Source organism: Sphingomonas sp., from assembly GCF_003248515.1.
In the GTDB taxonomy this organism is placed as follows: Bacteria; Pseudomonadota; Alphaproteobacteria; order Sphingomonadales; family Sphingomonadaceae; genus Sphingomonas_I.
In genome coordinates, this window is record NZ_QFOB01000002.1 from 104,840 (window position 1) to 128,887 (window position 24,048).

The window sequence follows — 24,048 nt, forward strand, 5'->3', positions numbered from 1 at the left end:
GCCATGGGCGAAGGCACGGGCGTCATCGATCGCTTCCTCGATCTGTTCGCGCGCTACATCGATTCGGGCTTCGGCCTGATCCATGGCGACGTCGGGTTCCTGGCGAGTTCGCTGATTGTCATCGACGTGACGCTTGCGCTGCTCTTCTGGACCTGGGGCGATGGCGAAGATGTCGTTGCGAGGCTGGTCAAGAAGACGCTGCAGGTTGGCTTCTTCGCCTTCCTGATCTCGAACTGGAACGGCCTCGCCAAGATCATCTATTTGAGCTTCTCCGGGATCGGCCTGAAGGCGGCTGGCTCGGGCAGCGCGGACGATCTGCTCCATCCCGGCAAGATCGCGCAGATCGGGATCGATGCGGGGCAGCCTTTGCTCGACCAGGCTTCGCTCTTGGTCGGCCCGGTCGGCATCTTCACCAACTTCGTCCAGATCGCGGTGCTGCTGCTCGCCTGGGCGATCGTCCTGCTCGCCTTCTTCATAATCGCGATCCAGCTGTTCGTCACGCTGATCGAGTTCAAATTGTCGACGCTGGCCGGGTTCGTGCTGGTGCCGTTCGGGCTCTTCGGCCGCACTGCCTTTCTCGCGGAGCGCGTGCTCGGCAATGTGATGGCGACGGGCGTCAAGGTGCTTGTCCTCGCCGTGATCATCGGGATCGGCTCGACCATCTTCCGCGACTTCGTGATCGATTTCGGCGGCGCGCAACCGACGCTCGAACAGGTCGCCAGTCTCGCGCTTGCCGCGCTCACGCTTCTCGGTCTCGCCATCTTCGGCCCCGGCATTGCCTCCGGCCTGATCTCGGGCGGCCCGCAACTCGGTGCCGGCGCGGCGGTCGCCACCGGCGCGACGGTCGCGGGGATCGGTGCTGCCGCCACGATGGGCGTGGCGGGCGCTGCGGGCCTTGCCGGCCGGGCTGGCTCCGCTGCGGCTTCAACCCTCTCCCGGTCCGCTGGCTCGCCCCCCGCGGGCGGATCCTCGTCGGTCCCACCCGCTCCCCCGGCGCCGACGGGCGGCGCTCCGACGGTTCCCCCGCCGTCCGGAGCGCCGGGAGGCGGTGGCAGTAGCGCAGGCGGCGGCACGGAACCCGCCGGGTCCGAAGCTGAACCGGCACCCAGCGGTAGCGAGAGCAGCGCGGCGGCCGAGCCGCAAGCCGCCGAGGCTCCGGTGGCGCCGGCTGCGGCGCAGGCAGCCGCCCCGGCCTGGGCCAAGCAGCTCCGCCGTCGCCAAGCGATGATCCAGGGCGCGACGCTCGCCGCCCACACCTTGCGGTCCGCCGACCATCATGGCGGATCGGCCCACATTTCGCTGGAGGATCGTTCATGAACCCGTTTCGCCGTCCCTCATCGCGCTTCGGCCGCGAACCTGTGCCTGAGACCCCGTATCAGCGTGCCGGCCAGGCCTGGGACGATCGTATCGGCTCGGCGCGGGTGCAGGCGCGTAGCTGGCGGCTGATGGCCTTTGGCGCGACCGCCCTGCTGTCGCTCTCGATCGTCGACAATCTGAGGCTACGGTTCGGCTCGCATATCGTGCCCTATGTCGTCGAGGTCGATCGCCTGGGCGCGGCGCGGTCTGTCGCGCCGGCGGCGACGGACTATCGCCCGACCGATCCGCAGATTGCATGGCATCTCGCGCGCTTCATCGAGAATGTGCGATCACGGCCCGCCGATCCGATTGTGCTCCGTCAGAATCTTGCCGCCGCCTATGACTTCACGACCGAGCAGGGCGCGGCTGCGCTCAACGATTATGCCCGCGCCAACGACCCGTTTGCCGGGCTGGCCGACCGTCAGATCTCGGTCGACGTGAAGAATGTCGTCCGCGCGTCGGGCGACAGCTTCCGCGTCGCCTGGGACGAGCGCCGCTACGAGCACGGACAACTCGCGGCGACCACCCATTGGTCGGCGATCCTGACCATCGTGATCCGCACCCCGAGCGATGCGGCGACACTCAGCCGCAATCCGCTCGGCCTCTACGTCCACGCGATCAACTGGTCGCAAGATCTCGGAGAATGACCATGCGCACCGTTCCCATTGTGATGCCGCTTCTTCTGCTCGCGGCGGCGCCAGTAGTCGCTCAGACTGCACCGTCATCGGCTCGACCGGTCGCCGCAGCGACCGAAGCGGCGCGGGTCAGCCCGCGTGCCGCTGGATGGCAAGGCGCGACGCAGCTGTTCGTCTATGCCCCGGGCGGTCTCTATCAGGTCTATGCCGCGGTCGGCCAGGTCACCGACATCGTGCTGCAGGAGGGCGAGACGCTGTCCGATACGGGCGCCGTGGCGGCGGGCGATACCGTGCGTTGGGTGATCGGCGAGGCGGCGAGTGGGAGCGGAACGGGTCGCCGCACGCACGTACTCGTGAAGCCGACCGATCCTGGCCTCAGGACCAATTTGGTCATCAACACCGACAGACGCACCTACCATATCGAGCTTCGCTCGACGCCCGGCATCTATATGGCGAGCGTGGGCTGGTCCTATCCCCAGGATGAGCTGATCGCGGTGCGCGCCCGGATCGAGGCTGCGAACGCGGTGGCGAACACGCAGGTCCAGACCGGCATCGATCCGGCCAACCTCGACTTCGCCTACCGGCTGACCGGGGCCAATCCGGCGTGGAAGCCAGTCCAGGTGTTCGACGACGGCGCGAAGACCTACATCCTCTTCCCGGCCACGATCGCGCAGAGCGAACTGCCGCCGCTATTCCTGATCGGCGAGAGGAAGAATGCCGAATTGGTCAACTATCGGGTGTCGGGCCGCTACATGGTGGTCGACCGGCTGTTCTCCGTTGCCGAATTGCGGCTGGGCACGAAGAGGCAGCAGATCGTGCGGATCGAGCGCACGCGTGCCCGGGAGATCGGCAAATGAGCGGTCCCGACGATCGCCCGGTCGATCCGGCGGCGCGGCCGCCGATCGCTACCCGCGCACCCGCGCCAACACCGCGGCGGCTATCGCGCAAGGCGCTGGTGACGCTCACCGGGGTCAGCGCGCTCGGGGTGGCGGCGGCGCTCGGCTACAGTCTGACGATGAGCCACCGCACCGAAGTCCCTCAGGAAACGGTGTCCGTTGAACGCCGCAATACCGACGCGCTTGCCGACGCGCCGAAAAACTATGGGGATCTGGCTCGGACTGCGGCCGCCGGTATCGCGGCGCCGACGACTGCGACCGAGCCGGTCACACCGCAGCTGCCTTCCGGCCCTGCATCCGGATCATCGGCTCCCGTCAATAACGGAGCAGCGGCGGACCAACAGCGTGGTCGACAACAACGCGACAGTGCGCGGTCAAGCAAGCTGTTCGCCGGCGCGGGCGACGGCGTGAGAGCCGTGGCCTCAGCACCGGAACCCGTCGCCGCGCCTCCCGGAGAAGCGCCCAGTAATGATGCGCGCGCCGGAAACGCTGATGCGCAGGATCGTAAGGCGGCGTTCGTGGCCGGTGGCGCAGTGCAGCCGGCCGTGAACGGTGGCAGGCTGAACGCGCCTGCTGGTCGCTATGTCATCTCCGCCGGATCGACGATCGCCGGCGCCCTGATCACCGGCCTGTCTTCCGACCTTCCCGGCCAGGTCGTGGCCCAGGTGACAGAGGATGTGTTCGACAGTGCGACCGGCCGCAGCCGGCTGATTCCGCAGGGCACACGGCTGATCGGCACTTATGATGCCCGTGTCACCTACGGGCAGAGCCGTGCGCTGGTGGTCTGGACGCGGATGATCTTTCCCGACGGCCGTTCGATCGACCTTGACCGGCTGATCGGGACGGATGCAGCGGGACAATCGGGTTTGGTGGATCGCGTGAACGGCCACACCGGCAAATTACTGATGGCGGGATTGCTCTCCACCCTGTTCGGGGTCGGTGCCAATGCGGCTACGTCTGGAGGCGGCAGTAACAACGACCTCGCTTACGCCATCCGGGAGAGCGCGGGCCGATCGGTGGAAAGCGCGGGTGACAAGATCGTCAGTCGCCAGCTCGATGTTCAGCCGACCATCACCGTCCGGCCGGGCGCGCGCGTGCGCGTGCTGGTGTCGCGGGATTTGCTGCTCGAGCCGACGTAAGGCACCGACCTTCGAACCCTCATGTGATTGGATCGAGCTGAATCGCCTGAAGCGTGTCGATGGCATGGTCGAGATAGATCACCGCGATCTCTTCCTCGGGTGCGATTAGCATAGCCTTTGCAAGACCGATCAGCCGTTCGGCTTCGACCCGGCGATCGATCGCAGCATAGTCGGAGCTAGCAGCGCGCACCGCGGGGTTTGGCGTCGTTCGCTCTTCCATCCAAAGCTCCGGATTGACGGGTTTTATAATACGTAGCGCTAAAGTACCCGGATGGCTTCTAACCTTGCGATGGATATTCGCAAGCTGTTCGGAAGCAACCTCCGCCGCTATCGGCTCGCCGCCAATTTGAGCCAAGAGGCGGTCGGCGCGAAAATGGGCGTCGACCGCGCCTATGTCGGCCTGATCGAGCGAGGCGAGCAAAATGTCACGCTGCTCACGATTTGGGGCGTATGCGAAGCGCTTGATGTACGGCCAGCCGCCTTGTTTGCGGAAGTCCCATACTACGGGGATGATCGAGATCAGAGGCCGCCGAGCTAAAGATTTTGGAATTCACCGGACCGTCGATTTAGAGAGGTTGAACTGCCAGCGTGGGCGAGGCGGTTCTTTAGATGTGTTTGCGCACGTATGTTAGAAAGCTGTGCCGGATCGGATTTCGGTCAGTAGCAATCCATACCCCCTCCACTTTTGCGACCGCCGCGTCGTCAGCGATCGGAAGATAGGTGATGCCGTCTCGGGGGATTGCCGCGGACTGGAAGCAGATCGTCGTGCCGAGGCCCATAAGGATCATGTCGAAAATGGCGCCGCGCGACACATCGTGCAGTTCGCAATCGAGCGGCCACTCACCGATTCGGGACAGCAGCGCATGATGGCTGGTCCGATCGCTCTCGCTAGACCGCATCATGATGCGCAGCTTCGATACGTCATTCCAGCCGAGCGACGCTTTGCCCGCGAGTTGATGGTCTTCCCGCAGCGCTACAATCATGCGCTCTTCCCAAAGAGTTTCCTGGACAAGCGCCGTGGAGGTGAGATCCGGTAGGAATGTAACGAACATGAGGTCGATCAAGCGGTCGTTGAGCTGCCTGTGCAGTTCATGCGGAAATGCTTCGACGAGGCGTAGCCCCACATCGGGCCGATCGGCGGCAAACGCCGTGATGCCATCACGGAGCGGACCTGAAACAAGCCCTGGATAGAAGCCAATCGTCAGCGATCCCGACCGGCTCTGAGCGGTGGCGACCGCCCGAACCATTTGCTGGTCGATGGTGTGCAAGAGTGATCGCGCGGATGGCAGGATTGCGCGGCCGGTGGGCGTGAGCCCCACTGGTGCCCCGCGGCGCCGCTCGAAGAGGTCAGCGCCGACAATCTCTTCAAGACGTGCGATCGCCTGACTGACAGCCGGCTGGGTGCTCCCGAGCTGGCGCGCAGCAGCGGCAAAGCTGCGCGTTTCGACAACTTTAAGAAATGTTTCAAGCTGGCGAAATTCAGGACGGCGGGACCGGGCCCTTGTTCCGGATGGACCAGAAGAGGTCATGGTCACGATACAGGAGCAGACACCGCTGGTGCCAAGAGGTTTTCGCTAATAACAGGAGCATGGATAAGCTCAAGTTGGCGATCATGAGGAAATACGTCACCTCGATCAGATGCGGCCGGATCAACTTTCGAAACCGCGCGCCGATTATTTATACTTAGAGACCGTTTGAGAAAGCCGATTCCGGCCGGCGTCCCCGCCCGACCTTCCGATAGAATGACACTGGATCGAGAGAATGGGCGGGGGCGCGGGCCGAAACCGTCACCAGAACGCGCTCTTTCGCGCTTTCTCAAACGGTCTCTTAAAGCCAGGTGAGCGCGAATGGCCAGCCTCGGTTGGCGCGAAGCGCTACGCCAACGAGCGTGATACACAACTTCACATCGAACTCGGACCGGCCGTCCTCCACGTCCTGAAACCGTTTCATGGTCGAAGAATAGGTTAGGATCGTTGCCAACGCGGCAAGGGCCAGAGGCTCGCCCACGATCTGTTCGGTCGGCGCGCCGCACACCAAGTCCAAATGGTCGCGCAGGACGACCGGTAGATTGAACTAGGTGACGTAGCAAGTCACAAGCTGCGGTGCCTGGCATGAGGTATGTTCCTCAGGCAGCGCGTCTGATCGGCAAGATCGCGCTCGCAAAGCCCGTCTTCGGACAGAGTGGTTTGTCCCAGAACATGCGTTCAAGTCCAAGCTCTTCCACGATAGCCGGGGTCAGCGCACGGGCTTCGAAACATTCTGCGCGCTGTGATACTGGCGTTGAGCGCTGCCACGATTCATCGGGCGTATCGGTATCCGTCGCGATGGATGGATCGGCTTCGGCTTTCACGGGCCGTATTTTGGCAATGCAATGGCCAGCGGCTGATCCTTCGGCAGTTCTGCGGGAACAGGAGCTGAAGCGTCTCAAATGCTTCCGTCCTCTTCTCAACATATGTTCGTTCCCTTCCAGCCTGCGAAAGGTGCGACCGGCGCAAGTTAGGTCGAGCACTCATGCATCACCATTGCCGATGAAGGTAGTTAAAGATGTTTGTTCATTTATAATCGTCTTAAGAGAAATAAGAAGTAAGTATTTGCATATTATCAATGATGTTTTTATTTCTTTATTATAAAACCGCCCTTCATAACAAAGAAGACTTGATTTAATACTGAAATGTCTTGCAGCGGATCACCGCTAACAGCAATGATATCGGCGTATCGCCCGGTAGCGATCGAACCAATGCGATCACTTGCTCCGATAAGATCAGCGGCATTGCGGGTGGCAGAGAATATGGCATCCATTGGTGTCATGCCTGCGCGAACAAGGAGCGAGAACTCGCGTGCATTTGTTCCATGTGCTGGAAGACCTGCATCAGTGCCGAAAGCAATTTTCACGCCTGCTCGATAGGCCCTGCCCAGATTGGCCGTGACTACGGGCGCGATCCTCAGTGCTTTTGCAGCCGATGATGGATTTAGCAGTTCGGGATGTTCGCGCGCGATGCCGGCCCCGACATCCGCGACAAGGAGGGTCGGCACGAGATAAGTGCCATGAGCTTTCATCGCCGCGAATGATGCATCCGTGGCAAACGAACCGTGCTCGATCGAATCCACCCCGAGCCGGACGGAATTGTTGATCGCCGCCGTGCCATGCGCGTGCGCGGCGACCTTCAAGCCCAGACTGTGAGCGGTTTGGACGACCGCACCGATTTCCGCATCCGACATCAATACCGCGTCGGGATCGTCGTTGATGGAAATCACGCCCCCACTCGGCATGATTTTGATGACATCGACCCCTTCGCGCTTCAATTCCCGCACCGCCCGGATTGCAGCTTCCGGGCCATCGATGATCATTGCCGACCAGGTCGGGTCATCAAGACCGGGGTCGAGGCCGTTATGCAGATCGCTGTGACCACCGGTTGGCCCTAAGGGTACGCCAGCAACCCACAGCCTTGGGCCAGAAACGGTCCCGTTATCAATGGCATGTTTAAGAGCAACTGCGGCCGCAGCCGGGCCTTCGAGATTGCCTAGATCGCGAACACTGGTGAAGCCAGCCTCCAGCGTCAGCCTCGCATTAGCGGCCGCGTCATAGGCGCGATCGAATGCCGAATGCGTCACCCTGTTGGCGACCGGGTTACCACGACCAGGCGTCGAGAAAAGATGTACGTGCGTATCGATGAGACCGGGAAGGACCGTGTATCCCTCAAGATCTATCACGCGCATGCCGACGGGCGCATCAAAGCCATCTCGAATGGCGAAAATCCTGTCACCATGTACTTCTATCGTTACATGTTCGCGTGGCTGAGGAGATACGCCGTCGATCAGCACGCCGGCATGGATGACTAGATTCTCTGCATGCGCGACGCTGCCCGAAGGATAGGATATCAGAATGACCCCGGCGATTAGGGATCGCAAAAACTGCTGCCTGGTCCACAGATTCCGCATCCTTCAGAGTCCTTCCAAGTCAATCTTTGTGATTACAACTCATCATCGACCGATGCTTCACTAAACCTGCGCGCTAAAAGGCCTGAATTCTTACAAATTATGGACTTGGACCCGCCCAAGGCAGATACAACCAACAACGAGCTTGGACGCCTGTATCGCATGGATGGCATGCACAGTTGGCCAGTTGGCAGGTGCCTAACTATCCCCTTGCGCTGTGCATTCGAAACACACTGTACAGATCAGAGCAATTAGTGCGGCTTGTATCTCCCGCGATGCCGACAACATCTCCAGCTTGATAAAGACTGGGGCAAATTACCACGAAGAAATGACAAGAATGCGTACGGCACCAAGCTCCGGGCCATCATCGCAATCTAAAGGGGGAGAATCATTGTGATACAGTCGCGCCATTTCGTTGGATCGTTGATCTGCTCGCTGCTTGCAGGTGCGAGTTGGCCAGCAGTGGCGCAAACATCGACACCGTTCCCTGCACAGCCAGCTGATACCGTCAATGCAGATGCTGCAAAATCGGAAAACACCCAGCTAGGCGACATCGTCGTTACAGCGACACGCCGTCAACAATCAGTCCAAGACGTTCCGCTTAGTATAACGGCCGTCACGTCCGAAACATTGGCGCGCAAGGCAGCGACAAATTTTTTCGACTATGGTTCGTCTATTCCTAATCTCTCCTTTGGTAATACCGCCGAGGGCACCACCGGATCGCGCACCATCGCTATCCGCGGCATCGCAGACCGCAACACCACCGGCTTTTATATCGACGAGACGCCGGTTTCCGAATCGCTCGATCCCCGCATTGTCGATGTATCTCGCATTGAGGTTCTGCGTGGCCCGCAAGGCACGCTCTACGGCGCACGATCCATGGGCGGCACGGTCCGGCTGATTACAGAGCAACCCAGCACAACCAATTTTGAAGGTCGCGTCCATGGGGCGATCTCGACAACGCGCAATACCGACCGCCCAAATTATCAGCTCGACGGTGCAATCAACATTCCGATTGTGACCGACAAAATCGGTCTGCGCGTCGTTGGTGTCCACCAGCAAGACGCAGGCTATTTTGCCCGCGTCATCGGCCCTGCAGGCGGCCCCACTACAACCCGCGACAATATCGGACAGTCGCTGACCGACGGCTTCTCCGTGGCAGCGCTGCTGAAACCGACCGACCGTCTATCGATTACACCCCGCATCCTCTATCAGAACACCCGTCTCAATGGCTTTCCCTTTGCGGATGTGGCCGTTGCGGGCGGTACCACACCGGATGTGTTGAAACCGCAAAGCTTGGTACAGCGTCGCACGCTGGACGTGCCGGAAGCCTCGCGTGACAAATGGCTGCTGGCGACGCTCGACATCAAATACGATGCCGGCTTCGGCAGCTTCTCTTCAGCATCCTCCTATTTTCGTCGCCGCTCCAGCGATGTCGAGGATACGACTGATTTCATCACCGCTGCGTTCGGTCTCGGGAACAACCCGATCGCAACCGTTGCCGAGATCCGTAACCAAACCGATAGCTACACGCAGGAACTACGTTTCGCATCCTCATTCCGCGGGCCATTTCAGGTCGTCACCGGTGTGTACGTCAATCGGAACGAAACTGGCCGCTCCTATCCATCGATCATCGTCAATGGCCTCAATGCCCGGCTCGGCGGCGCCTTTGGGACCGATCTGCTTTACAAGACTGACACGCCGATCGTGCAGACCGAATACGCCGCCTACGCCGAGGGCACCTATAATCTCACCAACAAGCTGAAGATAATCGCTGGCCTTCGTGGTTTCAGTGTGAAGACGACATCTTCGACCATATCGGACGGCATTATCGTCGGCGGGCCTACCGTAATCCCGCGCCAGAGTCAGACACAGAGCGGCGTTACGCCAAAAGCGTCGATCCAGTATGAATTCTCGCGCGGCAACCAGATTTATGCAACCGCAGCCAAGGGTTTCCGGCCGGGCGGTGTCAACGGTGTAGTGCCGACCGCCTTGGGCTGCGCCGCCAACCTCACTGCACTCGGCCGTACACCGGAGAGCACGCGCTTCTATGACTCCGACAGCGTGTGGAGCTACGAGGTCGGCGCCAAGGCGACTTTGCTGAACCGACGCCTCACCGCGAACGCCAGCGCCTTTCGGATCGACTGGAGCAATATCCAGCAGCGTATCCAGCTGCAATGCGGTTTCGGATTTCGCGGCAATGCCGGTGCAGCGCGGAGCCAGGGCGTCGAACTGGAACTGAACGTGCATCCAACCGACAATTTCGATCTCAGTTTGGGCTTTGGCTACACCGACGCGAAATTTACGCAGAGTTCACCGGGCACCCGCTTTGCCGAGGGGGATCGTGTGCCTCAAGTGCCCCATGTCACTGCAAATATCGGTGGGGACTACCGGGTAACCCTGACTGATCGCATCGGCGGGTTCCTGCATGGCGATTTCAGCTATGTCGGGTCGAGCACCAGTAGCATCAACGCGAACACCGACGCCAATGGGCGACTGATCCCACGGATTCGGCCATCTTATGAGTTGGTCAATCTCCGATTGGGCGTGAATTTCGGCAGGTCCGAGATTGCCCTGTTCGCCAAGAACCTGACCGATGAGCGCGCCAACCTGTCGGATGCGCTCGCGGTTGGTGCGGAAGTGCCGGGTAAAGCGCGGGTCACCGTCAATCCGCCGCGTACGCTTGGCGTGGAGTTCAGAAGCCGCTTCTAACGATAGAACGCTCGCCACTTTCCGTCCCGCAAAATCCGCTTGACAGCAAAAATTAAAAGGCGAATTATCACGTGAATATTCAATCGAAATGTCGGTTAGGATAAAAGCAAACGCAGGACGGCATGGAGATTTCGTACAGAGATTAAGGGGAAACAACATGGTCGATATCGCAAACCGGGTATGGCGCTTGGCGGGGGGTGTCTCCTTGCTGGCTTTGGTGCCGACACAAGCCTATGCGCAGGAGCAGATCGCTCCGAAGCCTCAAGTAGAAGCGCAGGCAGCGGATCAGTCGCAAGGTGTCGGCGACATCGTCGTTACCGCGCAAAAGCGGTCCGAGCGGATCAACGATGTCGGCATCTCGATCACCGCGCTGTCCGGCGATGCCCTGCGTAACCAAGGTATTACACAGATATCTGATCTGACCAAGGTTGTACCCGGACTGAACTACACTCGTAGCAGCTATGGCGCGCCGGTCTTCACAATCCGCGGCATTGGTTTTAACGAAACGAGCCTGGCGGCGGCGCCGACGGTCACGCTTTATCTCGACGAAGTGCCGTTGCCGTTCCCCTTGATGTCTTCGGGGACGGCATTCGACCTGCAGCGGGTCGAAGTGCTCAAAGGGCCTCAGGGCACCCTATTCGGGCAGAACTCAACGGGCGGCGCGATCAACTTCATTGCCAACAAGCCGACCAGAAGTCTGGAAGCCGGCTTCGATCTTACCTTAGGCCGTTTCGATCAGGTCGAGACCACGGCCTATGTCAGCGGTCCGCTGACCAGCAATTTGCGCGCTCGCCTCGCCGTAAAGAAGGATTATAGCGGGCCGTGGCAACAGAGCAGCTCGCGTAACGATGAGCTTGGCAAGGCTGACCGCGTCACAGCACGCTTGTTGATCGACTGGGACGCGACCGACCGGCTGACGTTCAACTTCAACGCGAATGGATGGCAGGACCGCTCCGATACTCAGGCGGGGCAATTGGTTGGCGTATTTAATCCCGCCATCGCACGTGTACCGCTAGCGGTGCGTAATTATCCACTCTCCCCCGAAACACCGCGCGCGGCCGATTGGGATCCGAACGCGAACCTCTTCACCCACGATGATTTCTATCAGGGCTCGGTCCGTGCCAGTTACGATTTCGGCAACGATCTAATGCTGACTTCGATCACCGCCTATGAAAAGCTGAAGCGGAGCAATTTTACCGACGCTGACGGCATGGCGATCCAGAATTTCAGCGTATTCAACCATGGCTTCGCCAAGACCTTCACGCAGGAACTCCGGCTGTCAGGCAGGATTGACAATGGTATCCGTTGGGTCGTCGGCGCGAACTATCAGCATGACAATGTGTCTGATGCCACCCAACCTCGAGTGCTGGATTCGAGCTTTCCTTTCGACTCTGCCGAAGCGCGGAGCAACAACAAAGTCGATACCTATGCCGGCTTCGCTAACGTTGACTGGGAAGTCGCGGAAGGCCTGACGCTTCAGGGCGGCGTACGTTACACCGATCAGAAACGGGCTTACGAAGGGTGCCTGTATGATCTGGGTGCAGGTGACGTTAGCGCTGCCGTGCAGGGCGCTGCCAACGGCCTGCGCGCGCGCCAAGGCCTAGCCCCGATCGTCATCCCTCCGGGCAGTTGCGTGACACTGAATACCAGCTTGGTGCCGGCGGTCTACACCAATACGCTCAAGGAGAATAATGTATCCTGGCGCACGGGAATCAACTGGAAGATCAATTCAACTTCGCTACTCTATGCAAATATTAGCCGTGGCTACAAGAACGGCAATTTCCCAACGACCGGCGCGACCTTCTCTCTCTCGCTTTTCCCGGCCACGCAGGAATCCGTCACTGCCTATGAAGCCGGTTTCAAGCTAGGTCTGCTTAACAGGACCGTCCAGCTTAACGGCGCGGTCTTCTACTATGACTACCAGGACAAGCAGATACGGGGTCGTATCATCGACCCCACGCTCGGTGGCCTCAACCAGCTCCTTAATATTCCCAAATCGCATGTCGAGGGCGCGGAGTTGCAGTTGGCTTGGCAGCCCGTATCGGGGCTGACGCTCAATGGCGGCGCGACCTATGTCAAATCGCAGATCGATGGCAACTTCACCAACTTCACCGGCATCTTGCGTGGACCGGTGAACCTGAGCGGCCAAGCCTTCCCGCTAACACCAAAGTGGCAACTGACCGGCGATGCGCAATATGACGTTCCGGTCTCCGGCTCGGCCGCCATATTCGCGGGCGTTGGCGCAACCTATCAAAGCGCGACGAATGCCGCTTTGGGAGACGAACCTTTGCTAGCGATCAAGGCCTATACCCTGGTCGACCTGCGCGCGGGCATTCATGCCATTGACGATACTTGGCGGATCAGCGGTTTCGTCAAGAACCTGACCAATGAATATTATTGGACGAACGTGGTCAATGCGGGGGCAGACGTCGCGGCCCGCTATGCGGGACGGCCACGTACGTACGGCGTTACGCTGAGTTATCGCTACCGCTGAGCGTCGCGGTCATCACGCTTGATGGCGGCCCCTGCGCATACGGGGGCCGCTTCTTTTTTGCGTTTGCCGAATAAACCGCGAGATTAGCGGCGAGCGGCTTCCACCTCGGCGACGGATGTACAGCCCGACAGGGCGAACGATGCCTTGATCTCGCCAGCAAGATCGGCGAGCAATTGCGCAACGCCCGCCTCCCCGCCCGCAGCCAGGGCGAAGGCCCATGCCCGACCGAGCAGACACGCATCTGCGCCGAGCGACAGCGCCTTGTGCACATCTGCACCCGAATGAATCGCGCCATCGATCAGGATTGGGATGCGGCCGGCGACGGTCTCGGTTATACTAGGCAAGGCCGATATGGTCGAGCACGCCCCTTCCAGTTGGCGGCCACCATGGTTCGACACTATAATCGCATCGGCGCCGGAATTTATGGCGCGCACCGCATCCCCTTGCTCCAATATGCCTTTCACGATGACAGGGCCATTCCACTGCGCCTTGACGAAGGCAATATCGTCCCAGGACAGCGCCGGGTCGAAATTGACGCCGAGCCACGCCCAGAAGTCGGCCAATGTGCTGGCATCCGGGATAGCCGGCACAATATTGCCGAAAACCAGCGGCCCGCCGCGCAGATAGACGTGCCAGGCCCAATACGGGCGCGCCATCACCTGTGCCGCTTGACGGAATTTGCCGTGCAGGCTGCCGGTGACAGTCAGGCCCGATTGCCGGTCGCGATAGCGCGGGGCTGATACCGCTACATCTGCCGTCAGCAGTAGCACCCGGCACCCTGCCGCCCAAGCTTCGGCCAGCATCGCCCGCATGAACGCCCGGTCGCGCAGCATATAGCATTGGAACCATGGCGCGACGCCGGCTTGGCTGGCGACTTCGCCAACGCCGCAGATGCTGACAGTAGATAGAGAAAAGGGGATGCTGTGGTTCCGCGCTGCCTTCGCTGCCTGCACTTCGCCGCGCCGGGAAAACATGCCGGCGAGACCCACTGGACCCAATATGACAGGCATAGCTAGTTCCTGGCCGAACAGCGTGGTAGTAATCGACACGGTGCTGACATCGCGCATCACAAACTGTCGTAAGTTGACCGCATCCAGATCATCGCGATTCCGTGTAGCGGTCCGTTCGGTTAGCGCCGCGCCATCAAGGTAATCAAACAGAAAGCGCGGCAACCGGCGTCGTGCTATGGCGCGATAGTCGGCCACCGATCGCGCGTAGCGAAGCGAGCGAGCGGGCGGTGTAGAATGCGTCATATCGACAGGCGCGGGCAAGCTAGTTGCTTGCGGTCCGTCGCCGCACGCAAAGTGTCGGTGGGAGATACGCCGAACCTTTCCCGATAATAGCCGGCGAAACGGCCAAAATTGGCTATGCCGCAAGCGAGCATCGTCTCGGTCACGGTCTGGCCTTCAATGGCGTTCCGCAGCGCCCGATCCAGACGATCGAGACGACGCACGCGAATGTAATCGGCGGGTGCCTTGCCGGTGAATCGGCGAAAGCCGGTCTGGAGCGTGCGCGGACTAACGCCGATCGTCTCCGCCATGCCGGCGACGGTGAAAGCCGCATCCGGAAAAGCATTGATCATTTCGATAGCGCGACGGACGTACCAGGGCCGCGCCGGGCTGGACGGTTGTAGGATCCGATCGCTTTGACTGTGATGATGGTGACGCAACAACAAATCGGTCAGCAAGCCAGCATAGTGAAGCCGGATGACCGGATCGGCCAGCAGTTCGGGCGTAAGGCGCCATTGTCGCCAGATCGACTTCAGAATGTCCCGCCATCCTAGCGCTAAAGCGCGGGACGGATCGACCGTCGCGTCAAAAAGGAGGGGGGCATCAAGCTCGACATCCCAATCCTGTCGCAACTTGCGCGCGATTGCCGCCGTCGACAGCCGGACGCCCAAGCTCCGCGAACCAGCGGGAAGCTCGAGGCTGAGCGCCTCGCCATGCGAGGACACCAGCAAATTGTCCGCAGCCATACGATAACGCGCAGGCCCATGGCTGACCCAAGCGTCTCCGCCGACGGCAGCGTGGACAATATGACAGTCATTTAGCGTGCCGACATCGATCGCCACGTCACCGCCATAACTGAGGTCGAAGATGAGGACGCCGCCCAGATCGAGAGCTTCCATGCGTGTGTCGATGCCGGATCGCGACAGGCAACGCATGGCGTGCGGCATCAGCGACTGGCTCAGTTGCCGTTCCACCAGCCCCTGCTCGCTGGATCTTATGTGATAAGCCGCATTGTTGATGCGACTGATCTGCTCGGCCATCGGTGACGTCATCATTCAACCTCCTGCCGGCGGAACGTCGGCCATCGGAAGTCTAACTTTCGCGGGCGGCTCCTTGCGCAGCTTGACGATCAGCACGGCCGCGCCGACACCGATCGTCGCGATGCCGACGACTTGGAAAAACCGGTCGATGCCAGCCGCCACGATCATCGCACCGGCACCCGCGCCCGCGATGGCGCCAAGGCGACCGGTGGACAGCGTCACGCCCACGCCCAGCGCGCGGATCGGTGCGGGATAGGCCTGGACGGCGAGCGAAAAGATCATCACCTGAAGACCGGCAACGAACGCGCCTTGTATGCAGAAGGCGCCGACCACGAACCAGACCTGCTGCGGGCCGGCCGACAGGATATGGCCGACTAATAGGGCGAATATTCCCCCCAATCCGGCCATGGCCAGCATCGGACGGCGCGCGCCGAGCCTATCCATGAGTGTGGCGCCGATTAGCGCGCCGCAGACCCCGCCCATATTATAGGCGCCCAGCCCAACCGAAGACACGGCAAGCCCATAACCTGCCACCGTCAACATCGTCGGCGCCCAGTTGAAGACAAGGTAATTGCCGACCAGCGCACAAAAAAAGGCGGTTGAGATAGCGATGGTATCGCGTAGCAGAGGCGGGACGAACAAGGCGCGTTTCCGGAGCGCCGCTTCGGACCGTTCGGGGACGGCGACGTTGTAACGTGCCGGCAGAGCAAGGCCACAGGATCGAAGGATGCGATCGAGTTCGCGGTGACGATGCGGGCGCAGACTGATGAAACGAGGAGACTCGGGAAGCATAAACACCATGGTGACCGCCACGCTGATCGTCAACGCCCCGCTGACCATGAACAGCGACCGCCAGCCGTGGAGAGGCAGGAGCCATGCCGACAGTACACCACCCAGCAGGCCACCGATTGCCACCGATAACATGCTGATCGACACTGCGAGGCTGCGGCGGCGGAGTGGTGAGAATTCCGAAACGATCGCCGTCGCATTGGGTAGTGCCGCGCCGAGCGCGAACGTGGAAATGAAGCGCAGCGCGGCAAGTTCGGCGAGCGTGTTGGCGAAGGCGCTGGCCGCTGTTGCCAGGCCAAAGATACCAACCGCGCCAATCAGCGACGGGCGGCGGCCAATGCGATCACCCAGCAGCCCGCCCAGCACTCCGCCAACCGACATGACGAGCAAGCCGATCATCACGATCGGCACGAAGCTTTCGCGACTGATGTTCCAGGATGTTATGAGTGCGGGCATCGCGAAGCCCAGCATCTGATTGTCCAGCCCGTCCAACAATATGGCCGCCGTCGCCAAGACGAGCACCCGCTTCTGATAGATGTTCCAGCCGCCTTCATCGATCATCCGGCCGGTATCGATGGCTGGAAGATTTTCTTCAGGCTTGCCAGTGATGGGCACGGCTTTCTCCTTCTGGGTAGAATCGAAAGCTACGTTATTCACGTGAATAGTCAACTATAATGACAGACCTTACATACCTTGGTCGTGGAATCGCGCCAGCCGCGTTATGCAGCGCAGCGCGGGCATCGGATGACCGACCACGTCCGCGATGGCTAGGGGCACCTCACACAGGGTTCCCAACTCCAGCGGACGGCCGGCCCGGTAATCCTGCAACATCGATGTCTGGAAATCGCCGCGGGCCTGCATCAAGCCCTTGACCGCATCGCGGTCGAATGGCGACGCATGACCAAGCTTTGCCCCCAGCGCGGCCATTTCCTCCAGCACCTCCATCATGACAGCGAAAAGATCGGGATCGGACGCAATTTGCCCCAGGCTAGCCTGTGCGAGCACAGAGACCGGATTGCTGGCGGCGTTCAGCATCAGCTTTGACCAGGCCGCGCCGCGAATGTCGGGCGAGATTTGTGTGCGGATGCCGGCACGGTCGAGAAGGCGCCGCAGGTGGTCCGGCACGAAGCCGGGTCCGGTCATGCCCAATACGATATGTTGGCGACCGACGACATCGGCGATCCCCTCGACCAATGTGGCAGAGGTATAGACCACCGCGCCCACGATGACGGTATCGCGTAGCGCGTCCCCGATCACATCACCCGAATTGAGGACAAAGCGTAGATCGCTTCGGGCCTGCTCGCTGAAAAACCACCACGGCACGCCGTTCACCAATGGCAGGACCAGCGCCCCGGGCGCAGCGAATGCGGCGAGGGAGGCCGCACTCTCGGCAAGCTGATGCGATTTTACTGCTAGGATCACGATGTCATGCGGCGAGGGCTGATCGGGCGCGCTGACGGGCGGCCGCGCGCGCGTGACCCCGCCGCCTTCGCGCAGGATTACGCCATGGGCTTCCAGCGCCTGCCGCCGCGCACCGCGCGCGACAATGCGAACATCCTGCCCATCCGCCGCAAGCCGGCCGGCGATCGCCGTGCCGATCGCGCCTGCGCCGATAACCACGATGCGCGGCGGCGTGTCGGCGGCGCGGCTCCTAACGTCCATCAGGCAAAGCCGCCACGCTCGCGCTCCATCTTGCGGACAGTCGCGTCGAACATCAGGCGGCAGAAGGAGGCGTGTTGCATAAGATAGTCGGACGCTTCGACGCAATTCTGGCCCACGGCCTTGCTCAACGCGATGTTCGGACCGGGGAGCATGCCGGCCTGACATTGCACCTCCGCCGCGCGCTGGACTTTCCAGAGCAACACGAACGTGTTGGGAATATCACGTTCGCAAACCGCGATGCCGTGATTGCGGAGGACCAGCACATGCTTGTCGCCAAGGCTCTGTACCATGCGCGCCATCTCTCCGGGATTGATCGTGATCCCCTCGAAATCATGATAGGCGACCCGGTCGATAAGCTGCGCGCCGTAGAAATTATCATGACTGATACCGCCCTGTTTCATCGCGACCGCAGAAACTGCGATGCTGTGCGTATGCGCGACGCACAACACATCCTCTCGGGTGGAATGGATCGCACCGTGGAGTGAGAATCCGGCAGGATTGGCCTTATATTCCGATTGGCGGGCCAGCGTGCCGTCCAGCGCGACGGTGATGAGGTTGTCCGGCGTCACCTCGTCGTAATTTAGGCCGAACGGGTTCATCAGATAGTGATGGTCAGGTCCGGGCAGGCGGACCGAGATGTGATTGAAGATCAGTTCGGTCCATCCGAAATAGTCCACGAGCCGATAGAAGCGCGCGAGTTCGACGCGCAGCCCCCATTCCTCAGCGCTATAGTCGCGGGTGCCGACCGAGGGTACCGTCGCTAAAACTGCCATCCGAACGCCTTTCATGCCTATGCACTGCAAGCATATTCTTGCATATGCAACGAGTCAATTGCATCTATGGACGCGACAGCAAAATGCTGCGAAAGGACATAGGACTGAGAGAAGGATAAAAATGCCCAAAAGCATTGCGCTTCCGCTAGGCGTGGTGATCCACAACCCGATCGCCCTGGACAATTATCTTCCCTATCGGATCGACCGTCTCGCCACACTGCTGGCGTCTCTGGAGCCGCGCGATATTGTCGATGAGCCATATATGACTACGCGGTCCTGGCGGGTCATGATGGTGATCGTAGCCTATGGACCATCGACAATCACCCAGATCGCCGATCGGCTCTCGGTCGATGTCGCTACAGCGACGCGGGGCGTGCAGCTTCTCCGTAAAGCGGGCTATATCGTGTCGCGTAGTCCCAAGGCCGACCGGCGTAAGCAGGTCGTGACGCTGACAGTCGAGGGCGGCGTGGCCTATGACCGCATCGCGGTGCGGCGGCGCGAGGATGAAAGCGCGGTCTTGTCAGCGCTGAGCGACGCGGACCGAGATGCCCTGCTGACAATATTGGGCAAGTTGGAGCAATATGTTGGTGCCCGCTTGAATGTCGATGACGACCCGTTCGCTGACGCCTGACTGTTATGGAGTAATGGGCAGTACAGTTTCGAGCATGGGCGCAGGGCTGTATCTCCGCATACAATGGAGCAAAGCTTATCCCATAGAGGGGTGTCCTGCACGGTCTACTGCGAACACCATAAGGGGAGACAGTGTTTGAGCATGGCGCGCTGGAATGGTTCTACCGAGACACCGGCCAGGCGACGAGGCCTTGCTAACAGGCATTTGCAGTTCATGGCGCTCGGCGGCGCGATCGGCGCCGGCCTGTTTCTGGGGTCAGGTGGGGGGATAGCAACAGCCGGCCCGGCGATATTGATTGCTTACGCCTTGTGCGGGGTCATGGTCTTCCTCATCATGCGGGCGCTTGGCGAACTGGCCATCGCCGACCCGGCGCGCGGATCGTTCAGCAGCTATGCCGAAATTTATCTCGGTCCTTTTGCCGGATTCATGACCGGCTGGAGCTATTGGGCGAACTGGATGCTCGCGGGCGCCGCGGAGATCACCGCTGTCGGGATATTCGCGAAATTCTGGTTCCCCGATTTACCGCAATGGCTCCCGTCGCTGGTCGCTCTGCTCGCCGTCTATGCGATCAATCTACGCGGCGTCCGCTTGTTCGGCGAACTCGAATTCATCATCTCGCTCCTGAAGGTGATGGCGATCCTGGGCATCATCACCTTGGGTCTGGTCATCCTGTTCACACCGGGTCTGGCGGCGCGCCACCATGCCGGTATAGGCAATCTTCTGGGATCGGGCGGCATCCTGCCGCATGGACTTATCGGGCTCGTCGCGGTGCTGCCTGCTGCCCTGTTCGCCTATGGCGGCGTCGAAGTGATCGGCCTGGCCGCAGCCGAAACCGAGCAGCCCGAACGATCGCTGCCCCGCGCGATTAACGGCGTCATCCTTCGCATCCTGGTCTTTTATGTTGGCGCCCTCGCGATCGTGATGACCATCATGCCCTGGACACGCTTTTCCGCTGGAAGCAGCCCGTTCATCGACATGCTTCAGCATGTCGGGTTCGGCCAGGCCGCCGCGGTGGTTAACCTGATCGTCATTTCGGCTGTACTTTCGTCTTGCAATACAGGCCTGTTCGCGATGGGCCGCATGCTGGCGTCGCTGGCGGAGCGGCATCACGCGCCAGCATGGCTTGCCCGCACCGGACCAGCCGGCCTTCCCGTCACGGCGATTTCCGTGTCGGCTGGCGCCTTGCTCGTCACGGTATTCCTCAACTGGCTTATTCCGGACCGCATCTTCGGCGCGATCATCGCGACGGTTGCCCTGTTGCTGCTGTCGGTTTGGGCACTGATTATCCTGTCGCATTGGGCCTATCGGCGCGCGCATCGGGGCACCCGACCAGCTCGACGTTTCGTCATGCCGTTATTTCCCTGGTCCAGTACGATTGTCCTGATGTTCATCGCCCTGACTGTGGCGTTGCTGGCTGCCAGAAAGGAAATGTGGCCGACCTTCGCGCTGGTCCTCCTCTGGTATGCTTTGCTCGCGCTCGCATGGCATCGAATGCGGCGCCCGAACAGGGGCTGATCTGTATCGGAGCGGAGTGCAATACACCTCCCGACAATCAACTCGGCGTGTGTATGCTGCCTGCCAAGTTTTCCTTTTATCCAAAGCGAAAGCAACTGGGGAAGACAGCGTGAATGTGTTTCGTGACATTGCGGACAGGGCGACATTGGAACGGGAATATTCGCCCAGTTCCTGTATCGACAATCTGCCGGAAATATTGGCTGACTATAGCCGAATGAGCCAAGGGGTGCGCCACAACACACCCGCCTATCGAACCCTATATTATGGGCCGGATCAAGATGAGTGCCTGGATATCTTTCCCTGTGCTTCGGCACTTGAGGGAGAGCCGCGACCAGTGATGATTTTTATACATGGCGGCTATTGGCAGGAACTCAACAAGGACTATCACGCCTTTCCTGCACCGGATTTCCTTCGGCAAAACGTCAGTTATATCGCGATCAACTATGGCCTCGCGCCGACGGCATCGATGGAGTGCATGGTCGCGCGTTGTTGCGCGGCCGTTCAATGGATTCATGCAAATGCGGAACAACTCGGCATTGATCCCGACAAGATCCACCTGTCCGGTTGCTCGGCCGGCGCGCACCTGGCGGCGATGGCTGCGCTGCTGCAGCCAGCAGACGCGCTCATGCGACTGGCGTCCCTCACCCTGCTGAGCGGCATCTTCGACCTGCGTCCGATCATGCTGACCTATGTCAACGATCCGATTGGGCTGTCCCTTCAGGACGCGCTGACCAATAGCCCCCAGTTCCGGGGAGATATTTCGAACGCAAATCTGCCGCCGGTCAACATTCTCTTCGGGAACAACGAGACGGGCGAATTCAAGCGGCAAAGCCGAGAGTTTGCGGAAACACTTGATCGACGCGGCGTATCGGTGGTCCTCGCCGAGGTGCAAGGGCGCAATCACTTCGATTTGGTCTACGACCTTGCCGATCCCGGCACGACGCTGGGCACACTCGTCGTCAAAAACCTGCTGGGTCAAGAAGCTGCACAAGGAATGATACACCCATGCTGAAGTCTCATGAACTCGAAACGGCGCGACAGGCGCTGCTCGGCGAAGGACCGATCCGTGCCATCCCGCTGCAAACCGATGCGGAGCGGGCCGCCATCGTGGCGGAAACCGGTGGCGCGCCGATAATGGATGTGGCCGAATACAGTACAGAAGGCAGTACGCCGTTCATCGACTATATCAACGCCGACTTTCTTCACACGCTGCAGCAGCCGCGCAGCGACGGACGCGACGAGCTGACGTTCATCTGCATGGCGCAGGTGATGGAGCTTCAGTTCAAACTGATGAGCGGAGAGATGTTGCGTGCGCAGGATGCGCTGCGCCGCGATGCGCTAGCCGAAGTGATGCCGGCCCTGCGCCGCGGGCACCGCATCCTTGCCTATCTGGGCAACATCTGGGACGTGCTGGGCACGATCACACCGCAGGGTTATCTCGAATTTCGTGATCATCTGGGCATCGGTTCCGGCTTTGAATCCTTCATGTACCGGCGCCTGGAATTCCTGCTCGGCAACAAGCAGCCGACGATGCTGAAGCCGCACCGCCATGTTCCGAAGGTCCATGCCATGCTGGAAGAGGCTCTACGCATGCCGAGCCTCTATGACGATGTGGTTGCGTTTCTGTCGCGCCAAGGATTGGCGATCGATGCCGCTGCGCTCAATCGTGATTACACCCTGCCGTACCAGAGCAACGCCTCGGTGCGCGCGGCTTGGCTCAGCGTCTACAAGGAACGGGACCGGGAAGATCAGCTCTTTGATCTGGCCGAGGCGCTGATCGAATTGGGCGATCGCTTCAAGGTCTGGCGTTATCGTCATTTCGTATCGGTGGAGCGCCTCATCGGCTTCAAGCCCGGCACTGGCGGTACGGCGGGCGTCGGCTGGCTGCGCCAGATCGTCGATCATAATTTCTTTCCCGAACTCTGGGAACTCAGGACGGAACTGTAATGGACATGACGGACGTACCGAACCTTGCCGGCCTGCGTGCGCTCGATCGGGCCGACTCGCTCGGCGGTTTTCGCGATCGGTTCGCACTACCCACGGGCGTGATCTATCTCGATGGCAATTCGCTCGGCGCCCTGCCTGCCGCAACGAATGCACGGATGGCGGATGTGATCGGGCGGGAATGGGGCAACGACCTCATCAAGAGCTGGAACATCAATGGCTGGTACGAAGCGCCGCTACGGATCGGCGACAAGATCGGGCGGCTGATCGGTGCCGCTGCGGGGCAGGTTGCGGCAGCGGATTCAACTTCGATCAACATCTACAAGGCGCTCGACGCGGCGCTGCAACTGCGCCCGGATCGCGCAGTCGTCCTGTCCGAACCCGGAAATTTTCCCAACGATCTCTACATCGTGCAGGGCATCGCGGCGCAGCACGGCCGCAACATCGAAATGCGCCTGCGCGACGCGGCCGACATAGTGGAGGCGATCGACGAGAGCGTTGCGGTGGTCATGCTGACCCACGTTCATTATCGGACCGCCAACCGGCACGACATGGCCGCCATCACCCGGCGGGCACATGAAAAGGGCGCGCTGGTCATATGGGATCTGTGCCACAGCGCGGGTGCGATAGAAATTGATCTCGACGGCGTGAACGTCGATTTCGCTATTGGATGCGGCTACAAATACCTCAACGGCGGCCCCGGCTGCCCTGCCTATATTTATGTCGCGAAGCGCCATCAGGACCGGGTCGTCTCCCCGCTCAGCGGCTGGCTCAGCCACGCCCGACCGTTCGATTTCGTCGATGACTATCGGCCGGCGGACGGAATCGCCCGGTTCCTGTGCGGCGCACATCCGGTGCCGGGTCTGATGGCGCTCGAAGTTGGTGTGGACCTGATGATCGAGGCGGAGATGGCGCGTGTCGAGACGAAGGCGCACCGGATGTGCGATCTGTTCGTACAACTGGTTGAGACGCGTTGCGCGGGACACGGGCTGACCTTGGTCACGCCACGCGATGCCGCCGACCGGGGCAGCCACATTTCTTTCGCGCACCCCGACGGTTATGCGATGATCCAAGCCCTGATCGAGCGTGGCGTGATCGGCGACTACAGGGCGCCATCGGTGCTGCGCTTCGGCTTCACACCGCTTTATCTTTCCTATGAGGATGTATGGAACGCCGTCACGATCCTAGCAGATATTCTCGATAGCGGGAGCTGGCGCGAGGAGCGGTTTCGAACCATGGCGGCAGTGACATGATCATAATTGAATAGTCACGTGAATATGGGTATAACTGTGTCGTA

The 24,048-nt window shown here is 60.6% G+C and carries 21 protein-coding genes; 12 read left to right on the plus strand and 9 right to left on the minus strand.

Annotated elements, in window-relative coordinates; all coding sequences use genetic code 11:
- Nucleotides 1-3 precede the first annotated feature (3 nt).
- The 4 genes from trbL to DI605_RS03665 are packed head-to-tail and all read left to right on the plus strand — an operon-like array spanning nucleotide 4 to nucleotide 4,026.
- On the plus strand, nucleotides 4-1,317 hold the full coding sequence (gene trbL / locus DI605_RS03650) for a P-type conjugative transfer protein TrbL (protein WP_293969188.1): 1,314 nt from the start codon (nucleotides 4-6) through the stop codon (nucleotides 1,315-1,317).
- Nucleotides 1,314-2,003 (plus strand): conjugal transfer protein TrbF, encoded by a 690-nt coding sequence (gene trbF / locus DI605_RS03655; RefSeq protein WP_293969191.1) that lies wholly within the window; start codon nucleotides 1,314-1,316, stop codon nucleotides 2,001-2,003. The genes trbL and trbF overlap by 4 nt, the downstream gene beginning before the upstream one ends.
- Complete coding sequence (trbG, locus tag DI605_RS03660; RefSeq protein ID WP_293969193.1) at nucleotides 2,000-2,848, plus strand: P-type conjugative transfer protein TrbG; 849 nt, start codon at nucleotides 2,000-2,002, stop codon at nucleotides 2,846-2,848. The genes trbF and trbG overlap by 4 nt, the downstream gene beginning before the upstream one ends.
- Nucleotides 2,845-4,026: a TrbI/VirB10 family protein gene (locus DI605_RS03665; protein WP_293969196.1), complete on the plus strand. Its 1,182-nt coding sequence runs from the start codon at nucleotides 2,845-2,847 to the stop codon at nucleotides 4,024-4,026. The genes trbG and DI605_RS03665 overlap by 4 nt, the downstream gene beginning before the upstream one ends.
- A gap of 19 nt (nucleotides 4,027-4,045) precedes the next feature.
- On the opposite strand, the gene DI605_RS03670 is transcribed toward DI605_RS03665, so the two are convergent.
- A complete protein-coding gene (locus DI605_RS03670; protein WP_293970196.1) occupies nucleotides 4,046-4,447 on the minus strand; it encodes a hypothetical protein in 402 nt (133 codons plus the stop codon).
- Between DI605_RS03670 and DI605_RS03675 the strand changes: the two genes are divergently transcribed.
- Nucleotides 4,373-4,564 (plus strand): helix-turn-helix domain-containing protein, encoded by a 192-nt coding sequence (locus DI605_RS03675; RefSeq protein WP_293970137.1) that lies wholly within the window; start codon nucleotides 4,373-4,375, stop codon nucleotides 4,562-4,564. The genes DI605_RS03670 and DI605_RS03675 overlap by 75 nt on opposite strands.
- Nucleotides 4,565-4,631: 67 nt before the next feature.
- Here DI605_RS03675 and DI605_RS03680 read toward each other — a convergent pair whose 3' ends face one another.
- The 3 genes from DI605_RS03680 to DI605_RS03690 all read right to left on the minus strand — a co-directional run bounded on the left by DI605_RS03680 (nucleotide 4,632) and on the right by DI605_RS03690 (nucleotide 7,965).
- Nucleotides 4,632-5,555 carry a LysR family transcriptional regulator gene (locus DI605_RS03680; protein WP_293969199.1) on the minus strand — a complete coding sequence of 308 codons (924 nt, stop codon included), beginning with the start codon at nucleotides 5,553-5,555 and terminating at the stop codon, nucleotides 4,632-4,634.
- 596 nt (nucleotides 5,556-6,151) lie between these two features.
- Nucleotides 6,152-6,376 carry a hypothetical protein gene (locus tag DI605_RS03685; protein WP_293969202.1) on the minus strand — a complete coding sequence of 75 codons (225 nt, stop codon included), beginning with the start codon at nucleotides 6,374-6,376 and terminating at the stop codon, nucleotides 6,152-6,154.
- A 263-nt stretch (nucleotides 6,377-6,639) separates the two neighbouring features.
- Entirely contained in the window at nucleotides 6,640-7,965 is a 1,326-nt protein-coding gene (locus DI605_RS03690; RefSeq protein ID WP_293969205.1) for an amidohydrolase family protein, read from the minus strand.
- Between the two features lie 390 nt (nucleotides 7,966-8,355).
- On the opposite strand from DI605_RS03690, the gene DI605_RS03695 reads away from it, so the two are divergent.
- Entirely contained in the window at nucleotides 8,356-10,674 is a 2,319-nt protein-coding gene (locus tag DI605_RS03695; protein ID WP_293969209.1) for a TonB-dependent receptor, read from the plus strand.
- Nucleotides 10,675-10,831: 157 nt separating this feature from the next.
- Nucleotides 10,832-13,168 (plus strand): TonB-dependent receptor, encoded by a 2,337-nt coding sequence (locus tag DI605_RS03700; protein WP_293969212.1) that lies wholly within the window; start codon nucleotides 10,832-10,834, stop codon nucleotides 13,166-13,168.
- 83 nt (nucleotides 13,169-13,251) lie between these two features.
- On the opposite strand, the gene DI605_RS03705 is transcribed toward DI605_RS03700, so the two are convergent.
- The 5 genes from DI605_RS03705 to DI605_RS03725 form a co-directional block, all read right to left on the minus strand.
- Nucleotides 13,252-14,373 carry an L-lactate dehydrogenase gene (locus tag DI605_RS03705; RefSeq protein ID WP_293969215.1) on the minus strand — a complete coding sequence of 374 codons (1,122 nt, stop codon included), beginning with the start codon at nucleotides 14,371-14,373 and terminating at the stop codon, nucleotides 13,252-13,254.
- Nucleotides 14,374-14,417: 44 nt separating this feature from the next.
- Entirely contained in the window at nucleotides 14,418-15,452 is a 1,035-nt protein-coding gene (locus DI605_RS03710) for an AraC family transcriptional regulator (protein ID WP_293969218.1), read from the minus strand.
- A complete protein-coding gene (locus DI605_RS03715) occupies nucleotides 15,453-16,787 on the minus strand; it encodes an MFS transporter (RefSeq protein ID WP_293970140.1) in 1,335 nt (444 codons plus the stop codon). It abuts the gene before it with no gap.
- A 123-nt stretch (nucleotides 16,788-16,910) separates the two neighbouring features.
- A complete protein-coding gene (locus DI605_RS03720) occupies nucleotides 16,911-17,888 on the minus strand; it encodes a ketopantoate reductase family protein (protein ID WP_293969221.1) in 978 nt (325 codons plus the stop codon).
- The gene (locus tag DI605_RS03725; protein WP_293969224.1) at nucleotides 17,888-18,661 is read right to left on the minus strand and encodes a class II aldolase/adducin family protein; all 774 of its coding nucleotides are present in this window, start codon (nucleotides 18,659-18,661) and stop codon (nucleotides 17,888-17,890) included. Before DI605_RS03725 ends, DI605_RS03720 begins: the two co-directional genes overlap by 1 nt.
- A 121-nt stretch (nucleotides 18,662-18,782) precedes the next feature.
- Here DI605_RS03725 and DI605_RS03730 point away from each other — a divergent pair, with 121 nt between their 5' ends.
- The 5 genes from DI605_RS03730 (at nucleotide 18,783) to kynU (ending at nucleotide 24,004) form a co-directional block, all read left to right on the plus strand.
- Nucleotides 18,783-19,292: a MarR family winged helix-turn-helix transcriptional regulator gene (locus DI605_RS03730; RefSeq protein ID WP_293969227.1), complete on the plus strand. Its 510-nt coding sequence runs from the start codon at nucleotides 18,783-18,785 to the stop codon at nucleotides 19,290-19,292.
- A 141-nt stretch (nucleotides 19,293-19,433) separates the two neighbouring features.
- Nucleotides 19,434-20,807, plus strand: a complete 1,374-nt coding sequence (locus DI605_RS03735) for an amino acid permease (protein ID WP_293970143.1) — start codon at nucleotides 19,434-19,436, stop codon at nucleotides 20,805-20,807.
- Nucleotides 20,808-20,916: 109 nt separating this feature from the next.
- Nucleotides 20,917-21,819 carry an alpha/beta hydrolase gene (locus tag DI605_RS03740; protein WP_293969230.1) on the plus strand — a complete coding sequence of 301 codons (903 nt, stop codon included), beginning with the start codon at nucleotides 20,917-20,919 and terminating at the stop codon, nucleotides 21,817-21,819.
- A complete protein-coding gene (locus DI605_RS03745) occupies nucleotides 21,813-22,754 on the plus strand; it encodes a tryptophan 2,3-dioxygenase family protein (RefSeq protein ID WP_293969233.1) in 942 nt (313 codons plus the stop codon). The genes DI605_RS03740 and DI605_RS03745 overlap by 7 nt, the downstream gene beginning before the upstream one ends.
- Before the next feature lie 5 nt (nucleotides 22,755-22,759).
- Nucleotides 22,760-24,004 carry a kynureninase gene (gene kynU / locus DI605_RS03750; RefSeq protein WP_293969236.1) on the plus strand — a complete coding sequence of 415 codons (1,245 nt, stop codon included), beginning with the start codon at nucleotides 22,760-22,762 and terminating at the stop codon, nucleotides 24,002-24,004.
- Nucleotides 24,005-24,048 lie beyond the last annotated feature (44 nt).

Excerpts from the sequence above, each read along its gene's own strand:
- trbL (WP_293969188.1), top strand. The coding sequence starts at position 4 with ATGGGCGAAGGCACGGGCGTCATCGATCGCTTCCTCGATCTGTTCGCG.
- trbF (WP_293969191.1), top strand. The coding sequence starts at position 1,314 with ATGAACCCGTTTCGCCGTCCCTCATCGCGCTTCGGCCGCGAACCTGTG.
- trbG (WP_293969193.1), top strand. The coding sequence starts at position 2,000 with ATGACCATGCGCACCGTTCCCATTGTGATGCCGCTTCTTCTGCTCGCG.
- DI605_RS03665 (WP_293969196.1), top strand. The coding sequence starts at position 2,845 with ATGAGCGGTCCCGACGATCGCCCGGTCGATCCGGCGGCGCGGCCGCCG.
- DI605_RS03680 (WP_293969199.1), bottom strand. The coding sequence starts at position 5,555 with ATGACCTCTTCTGGTCCATCCGGAACAAGGGCCCGGTCCCGCCGTCCT.
- DI605_RS03690 (WP_293969205.1), bottom strand. The coding sequence starts at position 7,965 with ATGCGGAATCTGTGGACCAGGCAGCAGTTTTTGCGATCCCTAATCGCC.
- DI605_RS03700 (WP_293969212.1), top strand. The coding sequence starts at position 10,832 with ATGGTCGATATCGCAAACCGGGTATGGCGCTTGGCGGGGGGTGTCTCC.
- DI605_RS03710 (WP_293969218.1), bottom strand. The coding sequence starts at position 15,452 with ATGATGACGTCACCGATGGCCGAGCAGATCAGTCGCATCAACAATGCG.
- DI605_RS03715 (WP_293970140.1), bottom strand. The coding sequence starts at position 16,787 with ATGATCGATGAAGGCGGCTGGAACATCTATCAGAAGCGGGTGCTCGTC.
- DI605_RS03720 (WP_293969221.1), bottom strand. The coding sequence starts at position 17,888 with ATGGACGTTAGGAGCCGCGCCGCCGACACGCCGCCGCGCATCGTGGTT.
- DI605_RS03725 (WP_293969224.1), bottom strand. The coding sequence starts at position 18,661 with ATGGCAGTTTTAGCGACGGTACCCTCGGTCGGCACCCGCGACTATAGC.
- DI605_RS03730 (WP_293969227.1), top strand. The coding sequence starts at position 18,783 with ATGCCCAAAAGCATTGCGCTTCCGCTAGGCGTGGTGATCCACAACCCG.
- DI605_RS03735 (WP_293970143.1), top strand. The coding sequence starts at position 19,434 with ATGGCGCGCTGGAATGGTTCTACCGAGACACCGGCCAGGCGACGAGGC.
- DI605_RS03745 (WP_293969233.1), top strand. The coding sequence starts at position 21,813 with ATGCTGAAGTCTCATGAACTCGAAACGGCGCGACAGGCGCTGCTCGGC.
- kynU (WP_293969236.1), top strand. The coding sequence starts at position 22,760 with ATGACGGACGTACCGAACCTTGCCGGCCTGCGTGCGCTCGATCGGGCC.